The organism is Bradyrhizobium sp. WBOS08, assembly GCF_024585125.1.
Lineage (GTDB): Bacteria > Pseudomonadota > Alphaproteobacteria > Rhizobiales > Xanthobacteraceae > Bradyrhizobium > Bradyrhizobium japonicum_B.
Genome location: NZ_CP028988.1, coordinates 4,499,269 through 4,524,609, shown reverse-complemented (window position 1 = coordinate 4,524,609; position 25,341 = coordinate 4,499,269). Strand labels below are relative to the sequence as shown.

Sequence of the window (25,341 nt, the reverse complement as noted above, 5' to 3'; positions counted from 1 at the left end):
AAGCAGCGGCAAAGAGAATGAAGCAGCGTAGTGCCGGCAAGCCGGACATCGAGCTTGGCAAGCGGATCCGCCTGCGGCGCGTCGAGATGAAGATCTCGCAGGCCGAGCTCGGCGAGAAGCTCGGCGTCAGCTTCCAGCAGGTCCAGAAGTACGAGAAGGGCGTCAATCGCGTGGGCGCAGCTCGCCTTCAGCAGATCGCCTCCGCGCTCGACGTGCCGGTGACCTTCTTCTACGACGGCGACAACAAGGCGCGCGAAGTCGAGAGCCTGCTCTTCCTCGATTCGGCCTTCAGCCTGCGCCTGCTGCGTGCCTACAGCAAGATCAAGGACCAGACGGTGCAGCGTCAGCTGGTCTCGCTGATGGAATCGATCGCAGCGAACGAAAGCTGAGATCGGCCGACGATCTGCCTTTACGGCCGATCTTCAATCCGCCGCGTCACGGGACGCGGCCGGATTGAACGGGACCCGGATCGCATGTCGTTGCGTCCGGTTTGGCCCGCGCGCTTTCCGCGCGCGGCCTTCGCTTCCGGGGCGGTCTGACCGCCCCTTTTTGTTGTCAGATTCCGAGTCGTTCGTCCCGTCTTACCGGCGCAGCGGCACCGCCGCCATGCAATGGCGGCACAGGCGGATGCAAGCTGCCTCGCCGGTGGCCGTTGACCGCGGCGATGCCCTCGCAGCACATTGCACCTGTCAATGACAAGCGAGCGCGCGATGCCCGATACCTCCGATGAGAAATCCTACGCCGACGGCAAGATCCTCAAGCGCGTCATTGACGGCATCGGCGTGATCACCTTCAACAATCCCGACAAGCGCAACGCGATGTCGCTGGAGATGTGGGAGGGATTTGGCGAGGCAATGAAGGCCTTGCGCGACGACGAGAGGGTGCGCGTCGTGATCCTGCGCGGCGCCGGCGGCAAGGCCTTCGTCTCCGGCGCCGACATCAGCCAGTTCGAGAAGACCCGCCATAATGCGGCGGCGTCCGAGCAATACGCCAAGCGCAGCGCGGCCCAGCGCGCGCTGCTCGCCGACTTTCCCAAGCCGACGATCGCCTGCATCGAGGGCTTCTGTCTCGGCGGCGGCATGCAGGTCGCGATGCTCGCCGATATCCGCCTCGCCGCACACGGCAGCCAGTTCGGCATTCCCGCGGCCAGGCTCGGCATCGCCTATGGTTATGACGGCCTGAAGCATCTGGTGTCGCTGGTCGGCCCGTCCTGGGCCCGGCTGCTGATGTATACGGGCATGCGCATCGAGTCCGCGGAGGCGCTGCGTATCGGCCTCGTCGAGCGCCTGTTCCCGATCGATGAGCTGTGGGGTGAGACGATGGCGATCGCGCATGCCATCTCCGAGAACGCTCCGCTCGCGATCAAGGCCGCGAAGATCACGATCGCGCAGGTGCTGAAGGACGAAGGCCAGCGCGACATGGACGCCATCAAGGCGATCGGCCATGCCTGCATGGACAGCGCGGATTTCCGCGAGGGCCGGCAGGCCTTCATGGAGAAACGCAAACCGCGCTTCCAGGGCAGGTAGCTGAACCTCTATTCAGGAAGATTAAATTCCTCGTGCAGCTTGCTGCGGCAGCAACCAGTTGATCGCGCGATAGTTCTCCCGCCACCAATGAGGGAGGTTGCGATGACATTCAAACTTGCTGTGCTCGGTCTGGCTGCCATCGGCGGTGTGGCGCTCGCTTCGGGACCGGCCCTCGCGGCCATGCCGAACGGCATTCCGCAGGCGAACCAGCTTGCAAAGGGCCCGGCCGCCGACGTCGATCAGGTGCGTTGGGTCTGTAATCCCTGGGGCCGTTGCTGGTGGCGCCCGAACTACTACCGCGCCTACGGCTATTACGGCGGCCCGCGCTTCTACGGCCCGCGTCCGTGGGGCTGGCGTCATCACCACCACTGGCGCCGCTGGTGAAACGAAGGGGCTCGCGGGCCCCTTTCTTTAGCTACAGCGCCGCGAGCACCGCCTTGGTGATGTCGGCGGTGCCGTTGCTGCCGCCAAACTCCATCGGCTTGATGCCGCCGGCATAGACCTGATCGACCGCCCGCTCGATCGTCTCGCCCGCTTCCGCGGCGCTCTCGACGCCGTGCTTGTCGGCGAGCCAGTCCAGCATCATCGCCGCCGACAAGATCATGCCGGTGGGATTGGCCTTGCCCTGCCCCATGATATCGGGCGCGGTGCCATGACAGGGCTGGAACACCGCGTATTTGTCGCCGATATCGGCCGACGGCGCCATGCCAAGGCCCCCGATCAGGCTCGCGGTGATGTCGGAGACGATGTCGCCGAACATGTTCTCCATCACCATCACGTCGAAATCCCAGGGGCGCTTCACCAGCATCGCCGAGCAGGCATCGACATAGAGCCGGTCGGTCTTCACGTCGGGATGCTTCTTCGCGACCTCGTCGAAGATGCCGCGGAAGAATGCAAACGCCTTGAACACGTTCGCCTTGTCGACGCAAGCGAGCATCCCCGGCTTGCCGCGCGCCTTGCGCCGCTCGGCCAAGCGAAACGAAAACTCGAACAGGCGCTCGGAGGTCCGCCGCGTGATCACCATGGTCTCGCGCGCGTCCTCGTGGGTGACGACGCCCTTGCCCATGGAGGCGAAGAGGCCTTCGGTCGACTCCCGGATCACGACGAGATCGATGCCGCGCTGGTCGGCACCGACGATCGGGCTCGGCACGCCGGGAATGAGGCGCGCGGGCCGCACGCCGGCATAGAGATCGAAGATGAAGCGCAGCTCGATCTGCGGCGCGATCTCGGTATTGTCGGGGTAGCGTACCGACGGCAGGCCACAGGCCCCGAGCAGGATCGCGTCCGCCTCCTCGCACAGCTTGATCGTCGAATCCGGCATCGACTTGCCGGTCGCCAGATAATTGTTCGCCCCTGCCGGGGCCTCGGTGAAACGGAAGCCGAGGCCCGATCTCTCGCCGACCTTGCGCAGCACCTCGAGCGCCGGCGCCATGACTTCGGGACCGATGCCGTCCCCGGCGAGCACGGCAATGTGGAAGGCGTTGTTTGCGGACATTAGATTCCTGCGCGAAAGTCAGAGTGATCTCGTCATTGCGAGGAGCGAAGCGACGAAGCAATCCAGACCGCCTCTGCGGAAAGATTCTGGATTGCTTCGCTTCGCTCGCAATGACGGCGGAGAGTGTCGTTGATTACGGCGTCAGCACCGTGCGCCCGACCACCGCGCCCTGCTGCAATTGCAGCAGCGCGTCGTTGGCCTTGGCGAGCGGGGCCGTCGTGACCGGGATCGGCGGCACCTTCTTGGTCCGCACCAGGTCAAGCAGCTCCTGCGTTTCGCGCAAGTTGCCGACATAGCTGCCCTGGATCGTGATCGCCTTGATCGGAATCAGCGGCAGCGCCCAGGTCGCACCGCCGCCGAACAGGCCGACGATGACGAGCTTGCCGCCCTTGGTGAGGCAATCGAAACCGAGCTGCGTCGTCGCAGCATTGCCGACGAGGTCGATCACGGCGCGGATCGGACCGCCCGCTTTCCTGGCAAGCTGCTCCAGCGCATCCGGCGCCTTGGGATCGACAGTGGCGAGCGCACCGGCCTTCTCCGCCGCCTCGCGCTTCCTGGCGTCGATATCGACCATGATCGCGCCCTTGCCGCCCATCGCCTTCAACAGCGACAGCGCCATCAAGCCAAGACCGCCCGCGCCGAACATCACGATCGGCGTGTCGAAATGCTGCTCGACCTTCTTCAGCGCGCTGTAGGTGGTGACACCCGAGCAGGCGTAGGGCGCGGTCGTCGCCGGATCGAGCCCTCGCAGATTGAGCAGATAGCGCGGATGCGGCACCAGCATGTGATCGGAATAGCCGCCGTCGCAATAGACGCCGAGTGAGCGCGGCGTCAGGCACATGTTCTCGTCACCGGCAAGGCAGGTGGCGCACTTGCCGCAGCCGATCCAGGGATAGACCAGCCCGACGTCGCCGATCTTCAGCTCGCCCTGGTCGGTCGGCTTCACGTCGGGGCCGAACGCCAGGATTTCGCCGACGGTCTCATGGCCCATGGTCAGCGGCAGGCTGATGCCGCGGTCCTTCAGCGACAGCGGCTTGCGGCCGTGGCCGAGATCGTAACCGCCTTCCCAGATGTGGAGATCGCTGTGGCAGACGCCGGCAGCCTTCACCTTGATCAGCACCTGCGTGCCCGACGGCTGCGGCGTCGCTTCGTCGAACTCCTGCAGCGGTGCCTTGAAATCGGCAACCTTGAAACTCTTCATCGGCGTCCTCCCGCATGCTTCTTGTCACCGCGCCACCATGCCATGGCCGGCAAGGCGAGACAAACCGGTCTTAGTTCAGGCCAGCGGATGATGGCAAGCCGCGAACTGGCCGGGTGCGACTTCACGCAACTCCGGTATCTCCGCGCTGCATCGCTGATCGGCCCGCGGGCAGCGGGTGCGGAAGCGGCACCCGGACGGCGGCGCAATCGGCGATGGCGGCTCGCCGCCCGCGATGCTCTCGGCAGGACGGGCGTCCGGATCGGGCACCGGAATGGCCTGCAGCAACAGCTCCGTATAGGGATGCGCCGGCCTCGTGAACAATTGCTCGGCAGGGCCGACCTCGCAAAGCCGGCCGAGATACATCACCGCGACGCGGTCGCTGACCGCTTTGACCACCGCAAGATCATGCGCGATGAACAGCAGCGTCAGGCCGAAGCGCGCCTTCATCTCCTCCAGCAGGTTGAGGATCTGCGCGCGGATCGAGACGTCGAGCGCCGAGACCGGCTCGTCGCAGACGATGAACTCGGGATTGAGCACGAGCGACCGCGCGATGCAGATGCGCTGGCACTGGCCGCCGGAGAACTCGTGCGGCAGGCGCCCAGCGACGAGGTCAGGATCGAGCCCGACCGCCGACAGCACCTCATGGACGCGCCGCTTGCGCTCGGCCGCATCCTTGACGCCGGCGATGATCAGCGGCTCGGCCACGATGTCGCCGATCCGGCGGCGCGGGTTGAGCGAGGCGATCGGGTCCTGGAAGATCAGCTGCACGCGGCGGCGCATCCTGCGCAGCGCCTCGCCATCCATCGCGGTGAGGTCCTCGCCGTCGAACAGCACGCGGCCGGATCTGGCGCGGCGCAATTGCAGCACCGCGCGCCCCAGCGTCGACTTGCCGCAGCCGGATTCGCCGACCAGCCCCAGCGTCTCGCCGCGGGCGACCTGAAAGCTGACTCCGGAGACGGCATGCACGGTCTTGTTGCCGAGGCCATATTCGACGACGAGATTGTCGACGTTCAGAAGCGGCTCGGCGCGCACGGCAAGCTGCATCATGCGCCAATTCCCTCCGCCATCTGGATCGGGTGGAAGCACGCATAGAGATGATCTGGCATCTCGGCGCTTGACAGCGCCGGCTTGGCCTCGCGACAGCGGCCGGTGGCATAACGGCAGCGCGGCGCGAAGGAGCAGCCACGCAGCGGCCGCGTCGGATCGGGCGGACGGCCGGAGATGGCCGGCAGCGGCGTATGCGGCGCGGCATCCAGCTTGGGGATCGCTGCCAGCAACGCCTCGGTGTAGGGCATGTGCATGCGCTTGAACAACGCCGAGGTCGGCGCGCGCTCCACCACCCTGCCCGCATACATCACCGCGACCTCGTCGGCACGGCCGGCGACGACGCCGAGATCGTGGGTGATGATGATCATGGCCATGTGACGGCGGCGTTGTTCGCGCGCGAGCAGATCGAGAATCTGCGCCTGGATGGTGACATCGAGCGCGGTCGTCGGCTCGTCCGCGATCAAGAGCTTCGGCTCGCAGGACAGCGCGATCGCGATCGCGATGCGCTGGCGCATGCCGCCGGAGCATTGATGCGGATATTGCGCGAGCCGCTGCTCCGGCGCGGGAATGCCCACGGCGGCCAAGAGCTCGATGCTGCGCGCCTTCGCCGCCGGAGCATCGAGCTCGAGATGCTCCTGGATCGTCTCCATCAACTGCGTGCCGATCGTGAGCACCGGATTGAGCGAGGTCATGGGATCCTGGAACACGACCGCGAGATCGCGGCCGCGCAGCCGCCGCAGGCTTTCCGGCGCGAGCCGCACCAGATCCTGGCCGTCGAACATCACGCGGCCCGTGAGCTTTGCCTTCTTCGGCAACAGCTGCAGCACCGCGCGCGACAGCATGGTCTTGCCGCAGCCGGATTCGCCGACGATGCCGAGCGTGCGGCCCGCCTGCAGCGACAGATCGACATGATCCACCGCGCGCAAATTGCCGCGCGGCGTCGGCAGCTCGACGGTGACGTCCGCGATGGTCAATAGCGGGGCGCTCACAGCGCCCCCTGACGTGGATCGGTCAGCGCCCGTAAGGTGTCGCCGACCAGATTGAAGGCCAGCACGGTCACGAAAAGTCCGGCCGCCGGCAGGAAGGCGAGCCGCGGCGCGACGTCGAGGCTGTCGCGCCCCTCCCCGATCATGCTGCCCCAGCTCGCCATCGGCGGCGGCACGCCGAGGCCGAGGAAGGACAGCGCCCCCTCGACCACGATGGTGACGGCGACGCCGAGCAGGAAGAAGGCGAGCAGCGGCAGGATCACGTTCGGCAACAGCTCTCGCAGCAGGATGCGCGCATGGCTGGCGCCGAGCGCCTCGGCCGCGATCACGAATTCCCGCCGCGCCAGCGTCAGCGTCGCCGCGCGCGCCACGCGCATGAAGGCGGGAATGCCGAGCACGCCGAGGATCACGGTGAGGTTGGGGACGGACTGGCCGAGATAGGCGGTCACGGCAAGCGCGAAGATGAGCGGCGGAAAGGCCAGCAGCACGTCCATGCTGCCGACCACGATGATCTCGAACCGGCCGCGGAAATAGCCGGCGAGCAGGCCGAGCGCGCCGCCGATGGTGAGACCGATCATCGGCGCGATCAGCCCGACCGTCAGCGAGGTTCGCGCGCCGAAGATCAGGCGGGCGAGCTCGTCGCGGCCGAGCCCGTCGGTCCCCAGCCAGTGCTCGGAAGAGAACGCGGCGCGGCGCTCCAGCATGTCCATGTCGATGGGATTCTGCAGCGGCAGCACGGGCGCGAGGATCGCGAGCGCGAGGATGATCGCAAGCCAGCTGCTCGCGATCCAGAACAGCAGGCCGAGCTTGCGCTTGCGGCCGACCGGCACGGGCGCCGCCCCGTCCTGCAGCGAGAGCTCAAGCGTGGCCATGGCGGATCCTGGGGTCGAGCACGGCGTAGAGCATGTCGACGATGAAATTCACGATGACGAAGCCGCAGGCGACCAGCAGCACCACGCCCTGGAGGATGACGAGGTCGCGGGTATAGATCGCTCCGACCAGGAGCCGGCCGATGCCAGGCAGCGCGAAGATCGATTCCACGATCAGCGTGCCGCCGAGCAGACGGCCGATATTGATGCCCGTGACCGTCACCAAGGTCAGCGACGACGGCTTCAGCGCATGCACGAACAGGATGCGCGCGGGCTTGAGGCCTTTTGCCTTGGCGAGCGCGATATAATCCTCCTGCAGGGTCGCGATCATGTCGGAACGCAGCACCCGCATGATTCCAGGCCATTCGGCGAGGGCGAGCGTCAGCGCCGGCAGAACGAAGAAGCGCAGATTGCTGAGCGGCGCCTCGGTGAACGGCACATAGCCGGTCGCCGGCAGCCAGTGCAGCTCGACCGCGAACAGATAGATCAGCAGGATCGCCACCAGGAAGGACGGCATCGACAGCATCGCGAACGCGCTGCCGGTCATGAAGCGGTCGAACGCGCCGCCGGCGCGGGCGGCACAGGCGATCGCGACGGGAACGCCGATCAGGAGCCCGATGAACTCGGCCATCAGCATCAATTGCAGTGAGACCGGAATGCGCTCGGCGACCGCCTGCAACACCGTCTGCCCGGTGCGGAACGAGCGGCCGAGATCGCCCTGCAGGACCTGGCCGAGCCAGCTGAGATAGCGCCACCACAGCGGCTGGTCGAGCCCCATGTCGCGGCGCAGCGCCGCCACGTTCTCCGGCGTCGCCTGATCGCCGAGGATGACGAGAGCGAGATCGCCCGGCAGCAGCGAGGCAATCAGGAACGTCAGCAGCGAGACGGCGAGCAGCACCGGCAGCATGGCAAGCAGCCGCCGAACGACGAAGTTCAGCATCGCGCGATCATTCCAGCCAGGTCCTCGAGACGTCGATCACGCCGTTGTACATCTTCGGGAAGCCCTTCAGCTTGGCGCTCGAGAGCGCGTAATAGGTGTTCTGGAAGGTCCAGAACCAGATCGCCTCCTTGTTGATCAGGCGGCTGATGGCGCAGTAATCCTCGCTGCGCTGGCCGAGGTCGGCCGTGACGCGCGCGTGGTCCAGCAGCTTGTCGAGCTCTGGGTTTGAGTATCCGGCGAGCGCCAGCGGGCTGCCGCTGCGGAAATTCGCGTACATCTGCGGATCGGGATCGGCGAGATCGACGATGCGCCACGGCGTCATCTGGAACTGGCGGGTGAAGGCGCGCGAGGGAATGGTGGCCTGGTCGACCTGCTCGATCTCCATGTTGGCGCCGACGCGCTTCCAGAACTGCTGCAGCACCTGTCCGACCATGCGGCCGCGCGGCGTCGCGGTCACCAGCATCTTGAACTCGACCGGCTTGCCGTAATCCTTGATCAGTGCCTTGGCCTTCTCGACGTCGAACGGCAGCGCGCCGTCGTCCTTGCATTTCACCCAGGAGCCGTCACCGTAAGGATTGCTCGCGGGCCGGCTCAGACCGTTGGTGATCGCCTGGGACATCTTCGGGCGATCGATCGCCATCACCAGCGCCTGGCGCACGCGGACATCGTCGAACGGCGCGACCTTGGTGTTGAAGGCGTAGACCGCCGCGCCCGAGCCCTTGTAGGTGTGCACCGTGAGCTTGGGATCCTTCTGCGCCTTCATGATGTTGTCGGCGTCGTTCTCGTCGTCCCAGATGATGTCGGCCTCTCCCGATTGCAGCGAGGCGAAGCGCGACTGCGCGTCGGGCAGCGGCTTCAGGATGATGCGGTCGAGATAGGGCCGGCCCTTGTCCCAGTAGTTTGGATTCTTCTCCAACACCATGCGGTCGCCGGCGGTCCATGACTTCAGGATGTAGGGACCGGTGCCGACGGGATTGCGATTGTAGTCGTCGCCCTTGGTCTTCCATGCGGTTGGAGAGTGGATGACGTTGTTCTGGCTCTGAATCGTGATCACCGCCGGCAGATTCACGGAAGGATCGGTGAGCTTGTAGACGATGGTGTATTCATCCGGCGCCAGCACTTCCTTGACGTTGGTGATGTAGAAGGCGCAGCGGCACTTGTTGGCGGGATCCTTCTGCCGGTCGAAATTCTCCTTGAAGGCCTGCGCGTTGAATGGCGTGCCGTCGTGGAATTTCACGCCCTCGCGCAGCTTGAACGTCCAGCTCATGTAATCGTCGGAATGAGTCCAGGACACCGCGAGCTTCGGCGCGGCTTCTCCCTTCTCATCGAGTGTGGTCAGCGTGTCGAAGATCGCGGCCGCAGCGGTGTTGGTCGAAGTGTCGTAAACGCCAACCTTGAGCGGGTCGAAGCCCGGAATGTCGAGCTCCTGGCCGACGGTGATGCTGCCGCCGGACTTCTGCGCCTGCGCAGGCCCAGTCAGTGGAAGGAGGGCAAATGCCGCAACAAGGAATATCGGCGCGCGCTTGCGCGCCGCAGCAGCAATCTTCGTCATGGTTCCTCCCCGGATCCCTCGTCCGATGTTTCGGATCGCTGAATGACTGGAGGCGAGAGTGGCGGCAAAAGCGCGCCACCGCAAGAGGAACGCGTGCGAGATCACACGCCGCAGTGCGGCGCAACGCTCAGCGTGTCGCGGCTGTTTTGCCTGTCGGAATTGGCGCATCGTCGGCGAGGCCGATCTCCTCGCGCAGCGCATCGGTATGCTCGCCGAGCCCGGCCATGGTCGTGGCGGGCGCGGTGTCGGCGCCCGACATCCGGAACGGCAGGTTGAGCACTTTGAAGGAGCCGCCCTCGTCCTGCACGGACGTGAGCGCCTGCCGGTGCGCGAGCTGCGGATCGGCCAGCGCCTCGGCCACGGTGCGATAGGCCGAAGCCGGCACGCCGGCCGCGCCGAGCGCGGCGAGACACGCATCGGTCGTGAGCTGCCGCGACCAGGCCTCGACCCCGTCCATCACCTCGGCCCAGTTCTCGCGACGCGGGGCATAGGTCGAGAAGCGCGGGTCGGTGATCCATTCGCCGTGGCCGATCACGGCCATCAGGCCCTGGAACGTCTTCTCGCTGGCGACCGTGATCATGACGTAGCCGTTTGCCGTCTCGGTCGGTCCGAACATCGGGCGCGGCGGCGGCTTCACGGCGAATTGCGCGCCCTGCAGCTCGGTCAGCGTCAGCGACAGCATCGATTCCAGCATGGACACGTCGATATGCTGGCCGAGCCCGGTCACGGTCCGCTGATAGAGCGCGGAGGCGATCGCGCCGAAGCCATAGGTGCCGGTGACGACGTCGGCATGATAGATGCCGCAATAATCGGGACGGTTGCGGCCGGGCTGGTAGGCCAGATGCGCCATGTCGTAGCCGGATGCGGCATGGATTACCGGCGCATAGGCCGGCAGCTCGGCCGAAGGGCCGCTCTGGCCGTAGCCGGAGATCGAGCAATAGATCAGCCTCGGATTGACGGCGCGCAGCCTGTCATAGTCGAGCCGCAGCCGGTGCATCACGCCGGGGCGGAAGTTCTCGACCAGGATGTCCGACGTCGCGGCCAGCCGGCGGACCGCCTCCCTACCGTCCTCCGATTTGAGGTCGAGCACCACGCTCTTCTTGCCGACATTGAGCTGGCCGAACGTGGTGCTGCAGCCCTTGCGCAGCGGCGGCCGGGTCCGCATCGTCTCGCCGCCCTCGGTCTCGATCTTGATGACCTCGGCTCCCATGTCGGCAAGCATGCGCGCGCAGTGAGGACCGGCGATGGTGGTCGAAAAATCCAGCACCCGGAGGCCGGCGAAGGCCTTTGTCGTCGTCCCCTCATGCTTATCTGCTAGCTGCATCCCCGGAGCCCCTTGGAACCTTCAATGTTCTCTCTTGTTGATGCGGCGACCCTAGAGGGCGGCCGCTGAGTAGGAAAGTCTTTACCGAACGGACGTGCCGCGTGGGCGGGCTTGAGATTTCGTGGGCAACTGGACCCGTTCTTGCATAGCAGGAAACGGGATCGGAAGAGGGCAGCTGTTCTTGAGGGTCTTGTTCGTTACGACTGAGATGGACGACTTCGTCCGCGTCGGCGGCCTCGGCGCCGTGTCCGCAGCTCTCCCCCGCGCGCTTCGCCCCTTTGCCGATATCCGGGTCATGCTGCCCGGCTATCGCGACATCATCGAACAACTCACGCATATTCAGATCGTTGGCCGCTGCCCGGCGGTCGCGGAAATGCCGGCATGCTCGATCGGCCGAGCCGCGACCAAGGACGGCCTGCCGGTCTACGTGCTGCTCTGCTCGCAACTCTACGACCGGCCCGGCAATCCCTATGGCGACGAGTCCGGGCGCGACTGGCCCGACAACGACATTCGCTTCGCCCGATTTGCCTCCGCCGCCGCTGAGCTGGCCATGGGCAAGCTGGACAAGAATTGGGCAGCAGACCTGATCCATGCCAATGACTGGCAGGCCTCGCTCGTGCCGGCCTACCTTGCCTGGCACGGCGCCAAGCTGCCGTCGATCCTGACCATCCACAACCTCGCCTATCAGGGTCTTTTTCCGAAGGACGCGCTGCGGCAGATCGGAGCACCGGAGAGCTCCTTCCACATCGACGGCGTCGAGTTCTACGATCAGGTCTCCTTCCTCAAGGCGGGCCTCGTCTACGCCTCGCACCTCACCACCGTCAGCGGCACCTATGCGCGGGAGATCACCACGGCCGAGTTCGGTTGCGGTCTGGAGGGACTGCTCCGGCTGCGCTCGGACGCCGCCGAGCTGACCGGCATCCTCAACGGCATCGACGAGAGCTGGGACCCGCGCTCCTGCGCCCAGCTCGCCCAGCAGTTCGGCGCCGGCGACTGGGCCGGCAAGAGGGCCAATGCGGATTACGTCCGCAAGCAATTTGGCCTCGCGGTCTCGCGCGGCCCGATGTTCGGCATCGTCGCGCGCCTCGTGCACCAGAAGGGCATCGACCTCGTGCTGTCGGCGGCCGACGAGATCGTCGATGCCGGCGGGCAGATCGTGGTCACCGGCTCCGGCGAGCCGGCGCTCGAGCAGGCCTTGATCGACGCGCATCGCCGCCGCCCCGACGCCATCGGCGTCGTGATTGGCTTCAACGACGCCCAGGCGCGCCGCATCTTCGCCGGCAGCGATTTCACCCTGATGCCGTCGCGCTTCGAGCCGTGCGGCCTCAGCCAGATGTACGCCCAGCGCTTCGGCTCGCTGCCGATCGGACACCAGACCGGCGGCCTCGCCGAGACCATCACCGACGGCGAGACCGGATTCCTGTTCTCGAAACCCTCGCGCGATTCCTTCCTCGGCGGCGTCCGCCGCGCCTTCTCGGCCTTCATGGCGCAGGACCAGCTCGACACCATGCGCCGCAGCGCCATGGGCCGATCGTTCTCCTGGAGCATCTCGGCCGGCAGCTACAGCGCGCTTTACCGGAAGCTGGCGTCGGTGTGAGGCGCTTCGGCGCTCCCACAAACTCAGGTCATTGCGAGCGCCTCGCCCTCTCGTGCCCCGGACGCAGCGCAGCGTCTCTTCGACGGTGCGCTGCTGAGCCGGGGCCCATCGCGCGTCGCAGTTCGCGGCCTCTGGGTCCCGGCTCTGCGCCGCAACGCGCTTTGCCCGTTGTGGCTTGTCCGGGATACGCCGGAAGCGCTCAGCGGCGCACGTCCATCTGCGGCCGTCCGATCCACGCGCGGTTAAGACAGCGCGTCATCCAGTCCGGCTGCGGCTCGCCGCGCAGGCGTGCCTGTGCTTCCTGGTAGGGGCCGACATAGCGCAGCCTGTCAGGCAGTTTCGGATAGACGCGCCTGATCCAGCGCAGCGCATTGTCGACTGACCTGTCGTCGTTCGCGTCGAGTGCAAGGGCGAACCCGGCGCGCAACCGTTCCGGCAACATCCGCGCCGTCAGCGCGCGGTACCAGCGCGGCGGCCGCAACCACGGGCGGGCGCCGGCAAAGATCTGCGCCGCGATCTCGTGTGCCGCCGGGCTCACGGTGAGCGTCTCCGATTGCGCCATCGCCCCGGTGTAGGCAGAAAAGCCGGACCAGTCCGCCGGCAGATCGTCCGCGGTCAACCCGAACAAAGCACCGAACAGCCGACTCTCGCTCCAGTAACGCTCGCGCTCCTCCACCGTGAGAGCCGGCAGGACCAGGTCATGCGCCATCAGCGCCGACTCCACCAGCGTCGCATGGACCCAGCGCAGCGACGGGATGTCGTTGGCGTGGTAGCGCGAGCCTGCCGCGAACGGGCCGACCGTCTCGGGCATCTCTCCGACGATCATGCTGTGACGCCGGTGCAGCTGGCGCGACGACAGCAACGCCCGCTCCAGCGAGCCGAACACCATGGCAAACACGATGTCGAAGGTGCGATGGAAGCGTCCGATCGGATCGGCAAAGGTTTTGGAATGCTCGGCGATGGCCGCGGCAACCCAGGGATGGGCCAGCTGCAGCAACAGCGCGCGGCCGGCGCCGAGAAAGATGGCGGCCTCGCGGTCGATCCGCCAGGTCAGCGTGTCAGGGCCGAACACGCCCGCCACCGCCCCCGCTGCGTTGGCGCGGACCTGATCGAGCGTTGCCTCGAGATCGTTCGCGGACACCATCTGCACGGCCTTCGGCTGCAAGGTAACCGACGATCCGCAAGGCCTGTGGCAATTCGATGATGAAAGAGCCGACCTACTCCGCCGCCATCGGCAGCACGTCCATATGCTCGTGCAGCACCACGCCGGCGAGCGGATCGAATTCGCCGATCCACGGCTTTCGCTCGAGCACGGACCGCGTATGCGCATAGCCGGCGTCCCAGCGCCGCATGATGCCGGACGGGCTGAAGTCGATATCCTTGGTATGGGTCTCGCGATCGAGCTGCGGCGCCAGCAGCCGCACGACATGCATCCGGGTCGGACAGCCGTAGCTGATCAACTCCCGCATTGCGGGGTCGCGGCGCTCGCTCTCGGAGAGGCGCGCGGCAAGCTGATTGATGACGTGGCGCAGGCGGTGGGCCTGCTGCTGGCGGGCGATCTGGCTCGCGATACGGCTCGAATATTGCACGTCCTTGTGCCGGTTCAGCACCTCCGCCATCGTCGTCGGCTCCGCGCCGATCGGATTCCACAGATGCACGGCGAAGATCAGCGAATTCCTGCGCGGATTGTCGTCGAACACGGCCTCGGTCGGCGTGTTGGACAGGATGCCGCCGTCCCAATAGAGCTCGCCGTCGATGCGCACCGCCGGAAACGCCGGCGGCAGCGCGCCGGAGGCCATCACGTGCTTCACGGTCAGCTCGCCGTCGCGGCTGTCGAAATAGCGCATCTGGCTGCTGCGGACATGGGCCGCGCCGACCGTGAGCCGCGGCGAGCAGCTATTGACCAGGCTGAAATCGACCAGCTCGAGCAGCGTTCTCTCCAGCGGCGCGGTCGAATAGAAGCCGGCGTGATCCGCTCCGAGCGGATAGGAATCACCGGCATGCGCCAGCGGATTGGGGCGAAAGAATCCGGGAATGCCGTTGGTGACGGTCGACCAATAGGCGAGCTTCTCGTTGAAGCCGGGAAACGCGGTGCGCAGATTCCAGATCGGATTCTGCTCCATCCGCTTCCAGAATTCCTTCAGATGCGTCAGCCGCTGGCCGGGTGCATTGCCCGCGATCAGGCTGGCATTGATGGCGCCGATCGAGGTGCCGATGATCCAGTCCGGCTCGATGCCGGCCTCATGCAGCGCCTGATACACGCCGGCCTGGTAGGACCCGAGCGCGCCGCCGCCCTGGAGCACGAGCACGACCTGGCCGGGCAGATCCCCGCCCCTGCTCTGCGTGTTGTCCTGCATGCCATTCATGTCCTGCTCCTGGTGAGCTTGCACCGATCGAATATTCACATGCCGTTGCGGCTTGTTGCGCCGGCCCATCTCAATGCGCGGTCCAGCCGCCGTCGACCGGAAGCGCGATGCCGGTGATCGAAGCCGCCGCATCCGTCGACAGGAACACCGTCAGTGCGCCGAGCTCCTCGACCGTGGCAAAGCGCTTGTTCGGCTGCTGCGCCAGCAGCACGTCGCGGATGACCTGGTCGCGGGAGATGCCGTGCGCCTTGGCCTGCCCGTCGATCTGCGCTTCGACCAGCGGCGTGTAGACGTAGCCCGGGCACACGGCGTTGCAGGTGATGCCCTGCTCCGCCGTCTCCAGCGCCGTCACCTTCGTCAGACCGACGATGCCGTGCTTGGCGGCGACATAGGCGGCCTTGAACGGGGAGCCGACCAAGCCGTGCGCGGAGGCGACGTTGATGATCCGGCCAAACCCGTTCCGGCGCATCGCCGGCAGCGCGAGCCGCGTCGTGTGGAAGGCCGAGGTCAGGTTGATCGCGAGGATCTGGTCCCACTTCTCGACGGGAAATTGCTCGAGCGGCGCGACATGCTGGATCCCGGCGTTGTTGACGAGAATATCGAGCCGGCCGGATTCCGCGATGGTCGCCGCAATCATCTCGGCGATCGACCTCGGCCTCGTCATGTCGGCCGGTGAGTAGCTCGCCTTGACGCCGAACTCGGCGGCGATCTGCTCACGCGTCCGGCCGATCTCGCTGGCGACGCCGAGGCCGTTCAGGACGACGTCGGCACCGGCCGCGGCCAGGGCACGTGCGATGCCGAGACCGATGCCACTCGTCGAGCCCGTGACGAGCGCGACCTTGCCGGCCAGCGCGCGGGCAGGCTGCGAGGTCTGCGGCTTCAGCGGTATGTTCATGGCAAGGTCTCCGTTGGCGATGACTGGACTTCAAACCTTCGCAAGACCCTGGAGGATCGCCGGCCCGAACGGAAATACCGGTAGGCTTCCGACTCCATACGTCCGTGCTATCGCGGGCGGGATGTCATTTCCCGCTTCGATCGGCTAGGTTTCCAGCCGATCTTGCTGGGAGCCGATCCATGGAAATGCACCAGGTCCGCTATTTCCTCGCGGTGGCGCAATTGCTCAATTTCACGCGCGCGGCGGAGGAGTGCAACGTCACGCAGCCCTCGCTGACGCGCGCGATCAAGCAGCTCGAGGCCGAGCTCGGCGGCGACCTGTTTCGCCGCGAGCGACCGGCGGCGCAACTGACCGAGCTCGGCCAGCGCATGCATCCGCTCCTGAAGCAGTGCTATGATGCCGCGGTCGGCGCGCGCTCGCTCGCCTCCTCGTTCAGGAGCGGTGAAGTCGGCGCGCTGCGCATCGCGCTGACACATTCGATCGATCTGGCATTGCTGATTCCGCACCTCAACGAGATCAGGCGGCAGTTCAACCGGCTCGAATTGCGCTTCCTGCGCGGGACGAGCCGCGAGGTCGCCGATTTCCTCAAGAAGGGAGAAGCCGAGCTCGGCATCGCCGCCGAGATCGACGAGGCCTGGGACCGGCTCGACACCTGGCCGTTGTTCACCGAGAGCTTCGAGCTCGTCGTTGGCGACGGACATCGGCTGGCCGGCCGCAGCAGCATCGAACTGGACGATCTGCGCTCGGAGCAATTGCTGAGTCGGACCTTCTGCGAGCATTCGCGCCGCATCTCCGCGAACCTGCGCGAACACGGCATCGAGCATGGCCACGAGATTTCGAGCGAGCGCGACCTGATCGAGCTGGTCGAAGCCGACATCGGCGTCGCCATGGTGCCGCACACCTCGCCTTTGCCGGAAACGCTCAGCCGCGCCACCGTCGCCGGACTGGACGCCCGCCGCACCGTCAGCCTCTACGGCGTGGCCGGCCGCCAGCGCACGGCAGTCGCCAACGCCGTGATGCGCATGCTGCGCGGCGCCGACTGGCGGGAGATTGCGGGCTAGCAGAGCGAGCGCTCCCGCCCGCAGGCGAGAGGCGCATTGCTGTGCCCTCGCCCCTTGTGGGAGAGGGCAGCGACGCCGGCAGACCCAGACTCGCTTGGGTGAGGGGTATATCTCCACGCACATCAGTATATGGGGCTAGAGACCTCTCATCCGGCGCTCCGCGCCGCCTTCTCCCGCAAGGGAAGAAGGGAAGAAAAGCTTAGTTCTCCCGGCTCGCGCTCTCCAGCGCCGCGAGCAAATCGTCGATCTCCATGCGCTTGCGGAAATCGGGATCGACGAAGCGCGCTTTGACGATTCCGTCGCGGCCGACCACGAACACGGCCGGGATCGGCAGCATCCAGCCATCATTGCCGTGGAATTTCGCCATGTCCTGATACGACAGCAGATGCTGGATCTCGGCGCCGAGCCAGATCGCGAGATTGAGCGAGAGCGCGTAGCCGTTGTCGAGATCGGTCAGGATCGGAAACGGCGCGCCGGATTCGGCCTTGAGCTGTCCAATATATTCCTGCGTCTCCGGCATGATTGCGACGACCTGCGCCCCCATGGCCTCGATATGATCGAGCGCCTGGACCACGGCGCGGACATTGAGCCGGCAATAGGGACACCAATGGCCGCGGAAGAACATCACGGCAAGCGGACCGCGCTCCAGCAGCGCAGGCAGTGTGACCAGACGCCCGCCCTCGTCCGGCAGCATGAATGGCGGCATCAGATCGCCGGGACGCGGCGCGGTCTCGCCGCCGCCGTTCCCGCCCAATCTCGCGACCAGGCGATCGACTGCCTCGCCATAGGCCGGAAAGACCGCACGGCTGGCATCGGCATAGGCGCGGAGCTGCTCGTTCAGGGTGCCGTCCATGTCGCGGCAGCGCTGGAAGGCAAGCCTGAGCTGCTCGGCATCGGCTGGCGAGAGAGATGTCATCTTCTGCTCCGGCATTGCATTCGGTGAATATTAGTTTCCCGGTTCGGCCGGCCGCAAGAGGCGCGATACCGGGCGCCAATCGGGCGCCCTGTCATCGGACGCCGAATGGTACGAAAGCGGAAATGCCGTTGCCCAATCGGATCGATAGCCGCCGCGCATCAACATAGCGGATCGCTATCGCATCGAGAGCAAGCCGGCATTTCAGGATCGACGCGTTCTCGACGAAGCTCCCGTCATAGCCGGCGACCAGCGAGGTTGCGGCCAACACAGGAGACTTCCCATGTCCAAGCCCGTGTCCAAGCATCCCACATTGTCGCGCCTGGTCTGGTCCGGCCTCGCCGTCGTCGGCGCGCTGACATTCGCGTCGCAGCCTGCCGTCGCGGGCGAATGCCCGGCCGACAAGGTCAAGCCGAACGCGCAAAAGATGGTCGACTACAAGCCGGTCGGCGTCACCGACGTGACGCTGGGCGCCATCGACCTCGGCAAGCAGCCCGCCCATATCGAGGGCCGCGAGCTGCGCTTCCGCAAGCTGACCATCGCGCCCGGCGGCATCGTGCCGTGGCACAGCCATGACGACCGTCCCGCGCTGATCTTCGTGCAGCAGGGCGAGATCGTCGAATACGCCTCCAATTGCGCCGATCCGATCGTGCACAAGGCCGGCGACATCCGTCCCGAGGTCCACGGCACCTCGCATTGGTGGAAGAACCTCGGCAAGGAGACCGTCATTCTCTACGTCGGCGACGTCCGCAAGGATCCCAACGACCATCACATGTGAGGCCGCCTCGGGGGCTTGCATCCCCACCATTCCGGGCCTGGCGCTGCCGCGCCATCCCGGAATGACCATCCACGATACGCGGACAATCACGCCATGACCGACCTCTCCACGCCGATCAAGCCGTCCACAATGGCGATGGACGCGCATTTGTCCGGTCTCGTGCTTCGCTCGGTCGTGATCGGGCTGACTGCATTCCTGACGGTCGTCGACCTGTTCGCGACGCAGGCGATCCTGCCGGCGCTGACGCGCCATTACGGCGTCTCGCCCGCGGCGATGGGCTTCGCCGTCAATGCCAGCACCTTCGGCATGGCCGTCGCAGGTCTGGTGGTCGGCCTCTTCAGCCCGCGCATCAACAGGCGGGCCGGCATCCTCATCAGCCTTGCGCTTCTCGCCATCCCGACGAGCCTGCTGGCGAGCGCGCCGAACCTTGCCGTCTTCACGGTCTTGCGGGTTGCGCAGGGCCTTTGCATGGCCTCTGCCTTTGCCTTGACGCTCGCTTATCTCGGCGAGCAATGCAGCACGATTGACGCCGGTGGCGCATTTGCCGCCTACATCGCCGGAAACGTCGCCAGCAACCTCGTTGGCCGCCTATTCTCGGCAGCGCTCGCCGACGGCCTTGGCCTTGCCTGGAATTTCTACGTCTTCGCCGCACTCAATCTGGCCGGAGCGATCCTGGTTTTCTTCACGATCAAGCGTGTACCGCCGATGCATGCGACCATGCCTGCGACATCGCCGCTGATCGCCGCGATCGCGCACTGGCGCAATCCGTCGCTCCGGGCCGCCTACGGCGTCGGCTTCTGCATCCTGTTCGCCTTCATCGGCACCTTCACCTTCGTCAATTTCGTGCTGGTCCGGCCGCCGCTGTCGCTGGGCATGATGGACCTCGGCCTCGTCTATTTCGTCTTCCTGCCCTCGGTCGTCACGACGCTTTTGGCCGGCAGGGTGGCATCAAAGCTCGGCACGCGTCCGACGATCTGGGGCGCGCTCGCCATCGCCGGGCTCGGCCTGCCGTTGATGCTGAGGCCACATCTGAGCGAAGTCCTCACCGGCATGGTTCTGGTCGGCGTCGGCACATTCTTCGCGCAAGCCGCCGCCACCGCCTTCGTCGGACAGGCCGCTGCTGACAACCACGGCATTGCCAGCGGGACATATCTTGCATGCTATTTTGGCGGCGGGCTGGTCGGTACGGCCGTGCTCGGGCGCCTGTTCGACGCTTTCGGATGGCCCGCCTGCGTGCTCGGCGTCGGCGCGGCCCTTGCGGCCGCAGGCCTGCTCACCTTCGCCTTGAAGCGCTAGCGCTTGGTGGGAGCTTCCGGCGCCGGCTCCTCGTCGGCGATGGCGCGCCAGGCGGCACCGTCGAGATCGTCGTACTGGCCGCTTCTGAGCGACCACAGGAAGGCGACGAGACCGGCACCGCCGAGCATCAGCGCCAGCGGGACCAGGATGACCAGGATCTCCATCACACGATCTCCCGCGAGGCGCTCCGCGCGCGCAGCGAATTGAGCATGACCAGGATCGACGATCCGCTCATGGCAGCCGCCGCGATCAGGGGCGTCACGACCCCGCTGATGGCGACCGGCACGGCGAGGACGTTGTAGCCGATCGCGAGCCAGAGGTTCTGCCGCATCAGATGCAGCGCCTTGCGCGAGGCGTCGATGGCCGCAACCACCGGCGCCAGCGGCCGGCCGAGGAAGACGAGATCGGCGGTGGCCTGGCTCAGATGCGCGGCCGAGATCGGCGACATCGAGACATGGGCCGCCGCCAGCGAAGGCGCGTCGTTCATGCCGTCGCCGACCATCAGCACCTTGGCGCCCCGCTGCTTCAGTTCCTCGATCCGCGCGATCTTGTCGGCCGGCGTGACGCCGGCGCGCCATTCGGGAATGTCGAGCGCGTTGGCCGCCGCCTTCACGGCCGCCTCGCGATCGCCGGAGAGAATCTCGATGCCGATGTTGCGCGCCTTCAGCGCCGCGATCACCGCCTTCGCATCCGAACGCAGGCCCTGACGGACCGAGAGGACGAATCTCTCGCTGCCCTTGCTGAACGCGACGATGGAGGCCTCGGGATCGACGCTGCCGACCAGCGCCTCGGCGCCGCAGAAAGAGGGGCGACCGAGGCGGAGCTCGACGCCGTCCACAGTTGCGCGGACGCCCTGCCCGGCCTCTTCGACCGCACCGACGACAGGCGATTTGGCGCCGGCGGCCTGCGCGACGGCGGCTGCGACCGGATGATGGCTCGACAGCGCGAGCCGGCCGGCGAGCTCGAAGATCTCCGCTGGGATGTCGGCGGCATTCATCACTTCGAGATCGGGCAGCGTCAGCGTACCAGTCTTGTCGAAGATGACGTGATCGGCCTCGGCCAGCCGCTCGATCGAGTCGCCGGAATTCAGCAGCACGCCGGACTTGAACATCGCGCCGGAGGCGATGGTCTGCACGGTCGGAATGGCCAGCCCCAGCGCACAGGGACAGGTGATGATCAGCACCGCGACGCCGGTCACGATCGCATCATGCCAGGACGCACCGGCCATGACCCAGCCGAGGATGGTCAGAAGCGCGGTCGCATGCACCACGGGCGCGTACAGCCGCGAGGCGCGGTCGGCGAGCCGCATGTAGCGCGAACGGGCCTGCAGCGCGTTGTCGAGCAGCCGGGTAATCTCGGCCAGCAGGGTCGCCTCGGAGGCGGCAGAGACCCGCACGCGCAGCGTGCCGGAGATGTTCATCGATCCCGCATAGACCGGCGTGCCCTGCTCGGCCGTGACATAGAGCGTCTCGCCGGTGATCAGGCTCTGGTCGATCTCAGATCGCCCCTCGATCACGGCGCCGTCGACCGCGCAGCGCTCGCCGGGCCTGAGCAGCACGATGTCGCCGGGATTGATGGCCGCCACCGGAACCTGCGAGATCTCGTCGGGTCCGACGAACTTGGCGGCCGTCTCCGCCTTGAGCGCGGCGAGATTGCCGGCGACCGCGCGGGTCCGCCGCCGCATGTTCTGGTCGAGGAAGCGGCCGACCAGGAGGAAGGTCAGCAGCATGATCGCCGCGTCGAAATAAGCGTGCTCGGCGTGGTGGATGGTCTCGACCACGGACATGCCAAGCGCGAGGATCACGCCGATCGAGATCGGCACGTCCATGTTGGTCGTCTTCGCCGACAGCGCGCGCCAGGCCGAGCGGAAGAACGGCTGGCCGGCATAGGCCGCCGCCGGCAATGCGATCAGCGCCGAGAGCCAGTGGAAGAAGTCGCGCTGCTCGGGCAGCATGTCCGAAACGTTGCCGGACCACACCGGAATCGACAGCATCATCACGTTCATGGTGGCGAAGGCGGCAACGCCGAGGCAGCGCAGCAGGAGACGCGATTCGGCGACTTCCGCCGCCTCCGCGCTCTCGGTCTCGAATGGATAGGCCTTGTAGCCGAGCTCCTCGAGCCGGTCGATGAAGCGGCCGGGGTCGAGCGTGCCCGCCTTCCATTCCAGCGCGACGCGGCGGTCGGTCAGGTTGACGCGCGCCAGCGTGACGTCGGGGATGGCGGACAGGCCGCGCTCGATCTTGGCCATGCAGCCGGCGCAATGAACGCCTTCGACCGCGAGATCGATGTGCTGGACGCCCTCGCCCGCGGCCCGGACGTAGTGCGAGAAATCCCGCGTGACGTGCATGACAAAGTCCTTCAGTTCAGGATCACGCGGTTGCGCGACAGGAACACGCGCGTCCCCCGCGCCTCGCCCTCGATCACCAGGTCCCACTGGCCCGGCGCGACGGAAGCGGCATCGCCGCGATAGAGGCCGATGCCGGATTCGGTGAGCTCGACGGCGAGATCGGCGCGCTTGTCGGTCGGCCGCTCCAGGCGTCCGCCGAATTTCAGCCCCGAGAGCGGCTGGCCGCCGGCATCGCGCGCCTCGACTTGGACCAAGGCACCGCCGTCGTTGCGGCGCTCGATATGGGCGTTGACCTTCCATTTGCGCAGCGCCTGGTCCTGCGCCGCCGATATCTCGCGGTCGTAGGTCAGGCCTGCGGCATAGGCGCTGTCGACTTCGGTTCCCGGCAGCGTCGCGATCGCCAGCTTCATCATGGTGGCGTTGACGCCGATCACGAGGGCGAAGAAGGCGACCAGCATCAGGAACACCTTGGTTCCGGTCAGCGGCTTGGATGACATGATGGTCTCCTCGACTTACGGCGCGACGAAATTGTCGGTGGCGCTCGCGGCCACGCCCAATCCGATATCCATGACGTGGAAGCGAACCGGAATCGACTTCTCCGGATTGTTCTCGGCAGGCGCGGTGACGAGCAGCCGCAGCTCGCTGGTGGAGTCGCGCGGGATCACGATGATCGGCCGATCCGGCGTCACCGAATCGACGCCGACGACATGCATCGTGGGATTGATCGGCCCCTCCACGTCGATGGCGATGGCGCGATCGTAACCGCTCTTGTTGAGCAGCCGCACCGTGTAGGCGTTGCGGATCGAGCCGTCGCTGAGCTTGACCGCGACCGGATTGCGGTCGTGCAGCACGTTGACGTCGAGCAGGCTGCGGGTCGCCAGCGTATAGACCATGAAGCCGCCGACCGCCGCGATGATCGCGCTGTAGACGATGGTGCGGGCCCGGACGATCCGGTAGATCGGCGCCTTGCCTTCCTGGCGGCGATGGATGTTGATGTCGTTGTCGTAGCCGATCAGCCGCTTCGGCCGCCCGATCTTGGCCATCACGTTGTCGCAGGCATCGATGCAGAGGCCGCACTGGATGCATTCCATCTGCGGTCCGTTGCGGATGTCGATGCCGGTCGGACAGACCGCGACGCATTGGTAGCAATCGACGCAATCGCCGACCTGCTGGCCGAGCGCGCGCAGCTCGGCGGCCTTCTTGACCGAGGTGCGCTTCTCGCCGCGGTCATAGCGATAGGTGACGTTGAGCGCCCATTCGTCGGTGAGCGCGGCCTGGATGCGCGGCCACGGGCACATATAGGTGCAGACCTGCTCGCGCATGTAGCCGGCGAGGACGTAGGTCGTCGCGGTGAGGATGCCGATCCAGATATAGGCGAGCATCGGCCCCTGGAAGGTGACGAGCTCCTTCACCAGGGTCGGCGCGTCGTTGAAGTAGAGCACCCAGGCGCCGCCGGTCCACCAGGCGATCATCAGCCAGATCGAATGCTTGAGCACGATCTCGGAGACGCGCTCGAGCTTCAAGGGATCGGACGATTTGGCCTTCTTCATCCGCTCGCGCCGGTCGCCCTCGATCAGGCGTTCGACCGCGTAGAACAGATCGGTCCACACCGTCTGCGGACAGAGATAGCCGCACCAGATGCGTCCGCCGACCGAGTTCATCAGGAACAGCGCCACCGCGGCCACGATCAGCAGGCCGGTGAAGTAGTAGACCTCCTGCGGCCACAGCTCGATGAAGAAGAAGTAGAAGCGGCTGTTGGGCAGATCGATCAGCACAGCCTGGCTGGGGGCACCGAGGCCGCGGTTCCAGCGCACGAACGGCAGGAAATAGTAGATGCCGAGGCAGATCGCCATCAGGCCCCACTTGATGCGGCGGAACGTGCCGGAGACGCTCTGGGGGTAGACCTTCTGGCGGGGCGCATAGAGCGGCCCGACGTCGTCTACAGGCTTGAGCTCGTTCGGATTGACGGTCTTGTTCATCGCTTGGAACTTCTAAAAGAGGTGCGATTAAACCTAGACCCGACACCGCCGCGTCAGTTGATCCAGCTCAAACGGGGGCACTTTTGTTCACCCCCGTTTGAAGCCTTTGTGTCGCGGATCCGCTATTTTCCGCCGCCGAGCGAGTGGACGTAGACCGCCATCGCCTTAATGGTGGCGGGATCGAGCCGCCCTTCCCAGGCCGGCATCACGCCGGCACGACCCTGGCTGATGGTCTCGATCAGGCTCGCTTCGTCGGTGCCGTAGAGCGAGATCTTGTCGGTCAGGTTCGGGGCGCCCACCTCCAGGTTGCCCTTGCCGTTGTCGCCGTGGCAGGCGACGCAGTTTTCCGCGAAGATCTTCTGGCCCTTGGCGGCGTCATATCCGTTTCGGGTCGACAGGCCCGACAGCGAGCGCACGTAATTGGCGACCGTGACGATCTCGTCCGGCTTCAGCACGCCATCCTTGCCGAAGGCGAGCATCTGGCCTTCATGCCCCTTGGCATGACCGGACCGGGCGCCGAACTGGATGGTCTGCATGATCTGGTCGAGCGTGCCGCCCCACAGCCAGTCGTCGTCGTTCAGGTTCGGATAACCCTTGGCGCCGGCACCGCCGGAGCCGTGGCACGGCGCGCAATTGTCGCCGAACACGGTCTTGCCCTTGGCGCGGGCGAGCGCCAGCAAGGCCGGGTCCTTCTCGATGTCGACCAGCGAGGCCGTGCCCAGCGCCGCCATCTTGTCACCGCGGATCTTCTCGAGGTTCGCGAGCTCGACCGCGACGTCGGCGCGCGAGGAGTAGCCGAACATGCCGGTGGTATTGCTTTGGATCAGCGGCCAAGCCGGATAGACGATCCAGTAGCCGATCGACCAGATGATGGTGAGGTAGAAGGTGATCACCCACCAGCGCGGCAGCGGCGTGTTGAGCTCCTTGATGCCGTCCCATTGGTGGCCGGTCGTGGACTTGCCGGAGACGGAATCGATGTCGCTAGAATGATCGGTCATGGTTCTCTACTCCTCCCGCAAGGGCAGGTGCGCTGCCTTGTCGAACACAGCCTTGTTACGGGGCCAGAATGCGTAGGCGATGATCGCGAGAAAGATCGCGACGAACACCGGTGTCCAGATCGTCGTCACGAGATCTGACGCAAGATTGTGGACTGTAAGGATGGCTTTCAT

General features: G+C 66.1%; 26 protein-coding genes. 7 read left to right on the top strand and 19 right to left on the bottom strand.

Features of this window, described 5'->3' with window-relative positions; genetic code table 11:
* Positions 1 to 17 precede the first annotated feature (17 nt).
* The 3 genes from DCM80_RS21285 to DCM80_RS21275 all read left to right on the top strand — a co-directional run bounded on the left by DCM80_RS21285 (position 18) and on the right by DCM80_RS21275 (position 1,910).
* A complete protein-coding gene (locus DCM80_RS21285; RefSeq protein ID WP_020608151.1) occupies positions 18 to 389 on the top strand; it encodes a helix-turn-helix domain-containing protein in 372 nt (123 codons plus the stop codon).
* 321 nt (positions 390 to 710) lie between these two features.
* Entirely contained in the window at positions 711 to 1,526 is an 816-nt protein-coding gene (locus tag DCM80_RS21280; protein WP_257193522.1) for an enoyl-CoA hydratase, read from the top strand.
* Between the two features lie 102 nt (positions 1,527 to 1,628).
* A complete protein-coding gene (locus tag DCM80_RS21275; protein ID WP_028135136.1) occupies positions 1,629 to 1,910 on the top strand; it encodes a hypothetical protein in 282 nt (93 codons plus the stop codon).
* Between the two features lie 31 nt (positions 1,911 to 1,941).
* On the opposite strand, the gene DCM80_RS21270 is transcribed toward DCM80_RS21275, so the two are convergent.
* From DCM80_RS21270 to DCM80_RS21235, 8 genes are all read right to left on the bottom strand, one after another.
* A complete protein-coding gene (locus DCM80_RS21270) occupies positions 1,942 to 3,021 on the bottom strand; it encodes an isocitrate/isopropylmalate dehydrogenase family protein (protein WP_257193521.1) in 1,080 nt (359 codons plus the stop codon).
* A gap of 133 nt (positions 3,022 to 3,154) precedes the next feature.
* Complete coding sequence (locus tag DCM80_RS21265; RefSeq protein WP_257177285.1) at positions 3,155 to 4,222, bottom strand: alcohol dehydrogenase; 1,068 nt, start codon at positions 4,220 to 4,222, stop codon at positions 3,155 to 3,157.
* A gap of 75 nt (positions 4,223 to 4,297) precedes the next feature.
* On the bottom strand, positions 4,298 to 5,269 hold the full coding sequence (locus DCM80_RS21260) for an ABC transporter ATP-binding protein (RefSeq protein ID WP_257193520.1): 972 nt from the start codon (positions 5,267 to 5,269) through the stop codon (positions 4,298 to 4,300).
* A complete protein-coding gene (locus tag DCM80_RS21255) occupies positions 5,266 to 6,258 on the bottom strand; it encodes an ABC transporter ATP-binding protein (RefSeq protein ID WP_257193519.1) in 993 nt (330 codons plus the stop codon). The genes DCM80_RS21260 and DCM80_RS21255 overlap by 4 nt, the downstream gene beginning before the upstream one ends.
* A complete protein-coding gene (locus DCM80_RS21250) occupies positions 6,255 to 7,127 on the bottom strand; it encodes an ABC transporter permease (RefSeq protein ID WP_257193517.1) in 873 nt (290 codons plus the stop codon). The genes DCM80_RS21255 and DCM80_RS21250 overlap by 4 nt, the downstream gene beginning before the upstream one ends.
* Entirely contained in the window at positions 7,114 to 8,064 is a 951-nt protein-coding gene (locus DCM80_RS21245; RefSeq protein ID WP_257193516.1) for an ABC transporter permease, read from the bottom strand. The genes DCM80_RS21250 and DCM80_RS21245 overlap by 14 nt, the downstream gene beginning before the upstream one ends.
* A 7-nt stretch (positions 8,065 to 8,071) precedes the next feature.
* Positions 8,072 to 9,616, bottom strand: a complete 1,545-nt coding sequence (locus tag DCM80_RS21240) for an ABC transporter substrate-binding protein (RefSeq protein ID WP_257193515.1) — start codon at positions 9,614 to 9,616, stop codon at positions 8,072 to 8,074.
* A 127-nt stretch (positions 9,617 to 9,743) separates the two neighbouring features.
* A complete protein-coding gene (locus DCM80_RS21235; protein WP_257193514.1) occupies positions 9,744 to 10,940 on the bottom strand; it encodes a CaiB/BaiF CoA-transferase family protein in 1,197 nt (398 codons plus the stop codon).
* Between the two features lie 181 nt (positions 10,941 to 11,121).
* On the opposite strand from DCM80_RS21235, the gene glgA reads away from it, so the two are divergent.
* Positions 11,122 to 12,537, top strand: coding sequence for a glycogen synthase GlgA (gene glgA, locus DCM80_RS21230; protein ID WP_257193513.1), 1,416 nt, complete (start codon positions 11,122 to 11,124; stop codon positions 12,535 to 12,537).
* A gap of 199 nt (positions 12,538 to 12,736) precedes the next feature.
* Here glgA and DCM80_RS21225 read toward each other — a convergent pair whose 3' ends face one another.
* The 3 genes from DCM80_RS21225 to DCM80_RS21215 form a co-directional block, all read right to left on the bottom strand.
* Complete coding sequence (locus tag DCM80_RS21225) at positions 12,737 to 13,681, bottom strand: oxygenase MpaB family protein (protein WP_257197994.1); 945 nt, start codon at positions 13,679 to 13,681, stop codon at positions 12,737 to 12,739.
* A 73-nt stretch (positions 13,682 to 13,754) separates the two neighbouring features.
* Positions 13,755 to 14,903: a patatin-like phospholipase family protein gene (locus DCM80_RS21220; RefSeq protein ID WP_257193512.1), complete on the bottom strand. Its 1,149-nt coding sequence runs from the start codon at positions 14,901 to 14,903 to the stop codon at positions 13,755 to 13,757.
* A gap of 70 nt (positions 14,904 to 14,973) precedes the next feature.
* The gene (locus DCM80_RS21215) at positions 14,974 to 15,798 is read right to left on the bottom strand and encodes a 3-hydroxybutyrate dehydrogenase (RefSeq protein ID WP_257193511.1); all 825 of its coding nucleotides are present in this window, start codon (positions 15,796 to 15,798) and stop codon (positions 14,974 to 14,976) included.
* Between the two features lie 179 nt (positions 15,799 to 15,977).
* On the opposite strand from DCM80_RS21215, the gene DCM80_RS21210 reads away from it, so the two are divergent.
* Complete coding sequence (locus DCM80_RS21210; RefSeq protein WP_257193510.1) at positions 15,978 to 16,859, top strand: LysR family transcriptional regulator; 882 nt, start codon at positions 15,978 to 15,980, stop codon at positions 16,857 to 16,859.
* A gap of 199 nt (positions 16,860 to 17,058) precedes the next feature.
* Here DCM80_RS21210 and DCM80_RS21205 read toward each other — a convergent pair whose 3' ends face one another.
* Together DCM80_RS21205 and DCM80_RS21200 are read right to left on the bottom strand one after the other, a co-directional pair.
* Positions 17,059 to 17,775, bottom strand: a complete 717-nt coding sequence (locus DCM80_RS21205; RefSeq protein ID WP_257193509.1) for a peroxiredoxin-like family protein — start codon at positions 17,773 to 17,775, stop codon at positions 17,059 to 17,061.
* A gap of 91 nt (positions 17,776 to 17,866) precedes the next feature.
* Positions 17,867 to 18,040 carry a hypothetical protein gene (locus DCM80_RS21200; RefSeq protein ID WP_257193508.1) on the bottom strand — a complete coding sequence of 58 codons (174 nt, stop codon included), beginning with the start codon at positions 18,038 to 18,040 and terminating at the stop codon, positions 17,867 to 17,869.
* Between the two features lie 27 nt (positions 18,041 to 18,067).
* Between DCM80_RS21200 and DCM80_RS21195 the strand changes: the two genes are divergently transcribed.
* A complete protein-coding gene (locus DCM80_RS21195) occupies positions 18,068 to 18,550 on the top strand; it encodes a cupin domain-containing protein (protein WP_257197993.1) in 483 nt (160 codons plus the stop codon).
* A gap of 93 nt (positions 18,551 to 18,643) precedes the next feature.
* The gene (locus tag DCM80_RS21190) at positions 18,644 to 19,846 is read left to right on the top strand and encodes an MFS transporter (RefSeq protein WP_257193507.1); all 1,203 of its coding nucleotides are present in this window, start codon (positions 18,644 to 18,646) and stop codon (positions 19,844 to 19,846) included.
* Here the strand turns inward: DCM80_RS21190 and ccoS are convergent.
* From ccoS to DCM80_RS21160, 6 genes are all read right to left on the bottom strand, one after another.
* Positions 19,843 to 20,010, bottom strand: a complete 168-nt coding sequence (ccoS, locus tag DCM80_RS21185) for a cbb3-type cytochrome oxidase assembly protein CcoS (protein WP_257193506.1) — start codon at positions 20,008 to 20,010, stop codon at positions 19,843 to 19,845. The genes DCM80_RS21190 and ccoS overlap by 4 nt on opposite strands.
* On the bottom strand, positions 20,010 to 22,193 hold the full coding sequence (locus DCM80_RS21180) for a cation-translocating P-type ATPase (RefSeq protein WP_257193505.1): 2,184 nt from the start codon (positions 22,191 to 22,193) through the stop codon (positions 20,010 to 20,012). Before DCM80_RS21180 ends, ccoS begins: the two co-directional genes overlap by 1 nt.
* Positions 22,194 to 22,204: 11 nt before the next feature.
* A complete protein-coding gene (locus DCM80_RS21175) occupies positions 22,205 to 22,690 on the bottom strand; it encodes a FixH family protein (RefSeq protein WP_028135117.1) in 486 nt (161 codons plus the stop codon).
* A gap of 15 nt (positions 22,691 to 22,705) precedes the next feature.
* Positions 22,706 to 24,172: a cytochrome c oxidase accessory protein CcoG gene (ccoG, locus tag DCM80_RS21170; RefSeq protein ID WP_257193504.1), complete on the bottom strand. Its 1,467-nt coding sequence runs from the start codon at positions 24,170 to 24,172 to the stop codon at positions 22,706 to 22,708.
* Between the two features lie 122 nt (positions 24,173 to 24,294).
* A complete protein-coding gene (ccoP, locus tag DCM80_RS21165; RefSeq protein WP_257193503.1) occupies positions 24,295 to 25,170 on the bottom strand; it encodes a cytochrome-c oxidase, cbb3-type subunit III in 876 nt (291 codons plus the stop codon).
* Positions 25,171 to 25,176: 6 nt separating this feature from the next.
* A complete protein-coding gene (locus DCM80_RS21160; RefSeq protein WP_028135114.1) occupies positions 25,177 to 25,341 on the bottom strand; it encodes a cbb3-type cytochrome c oxidase subunit 3 in 165 nt (54 codons plus the stop codon).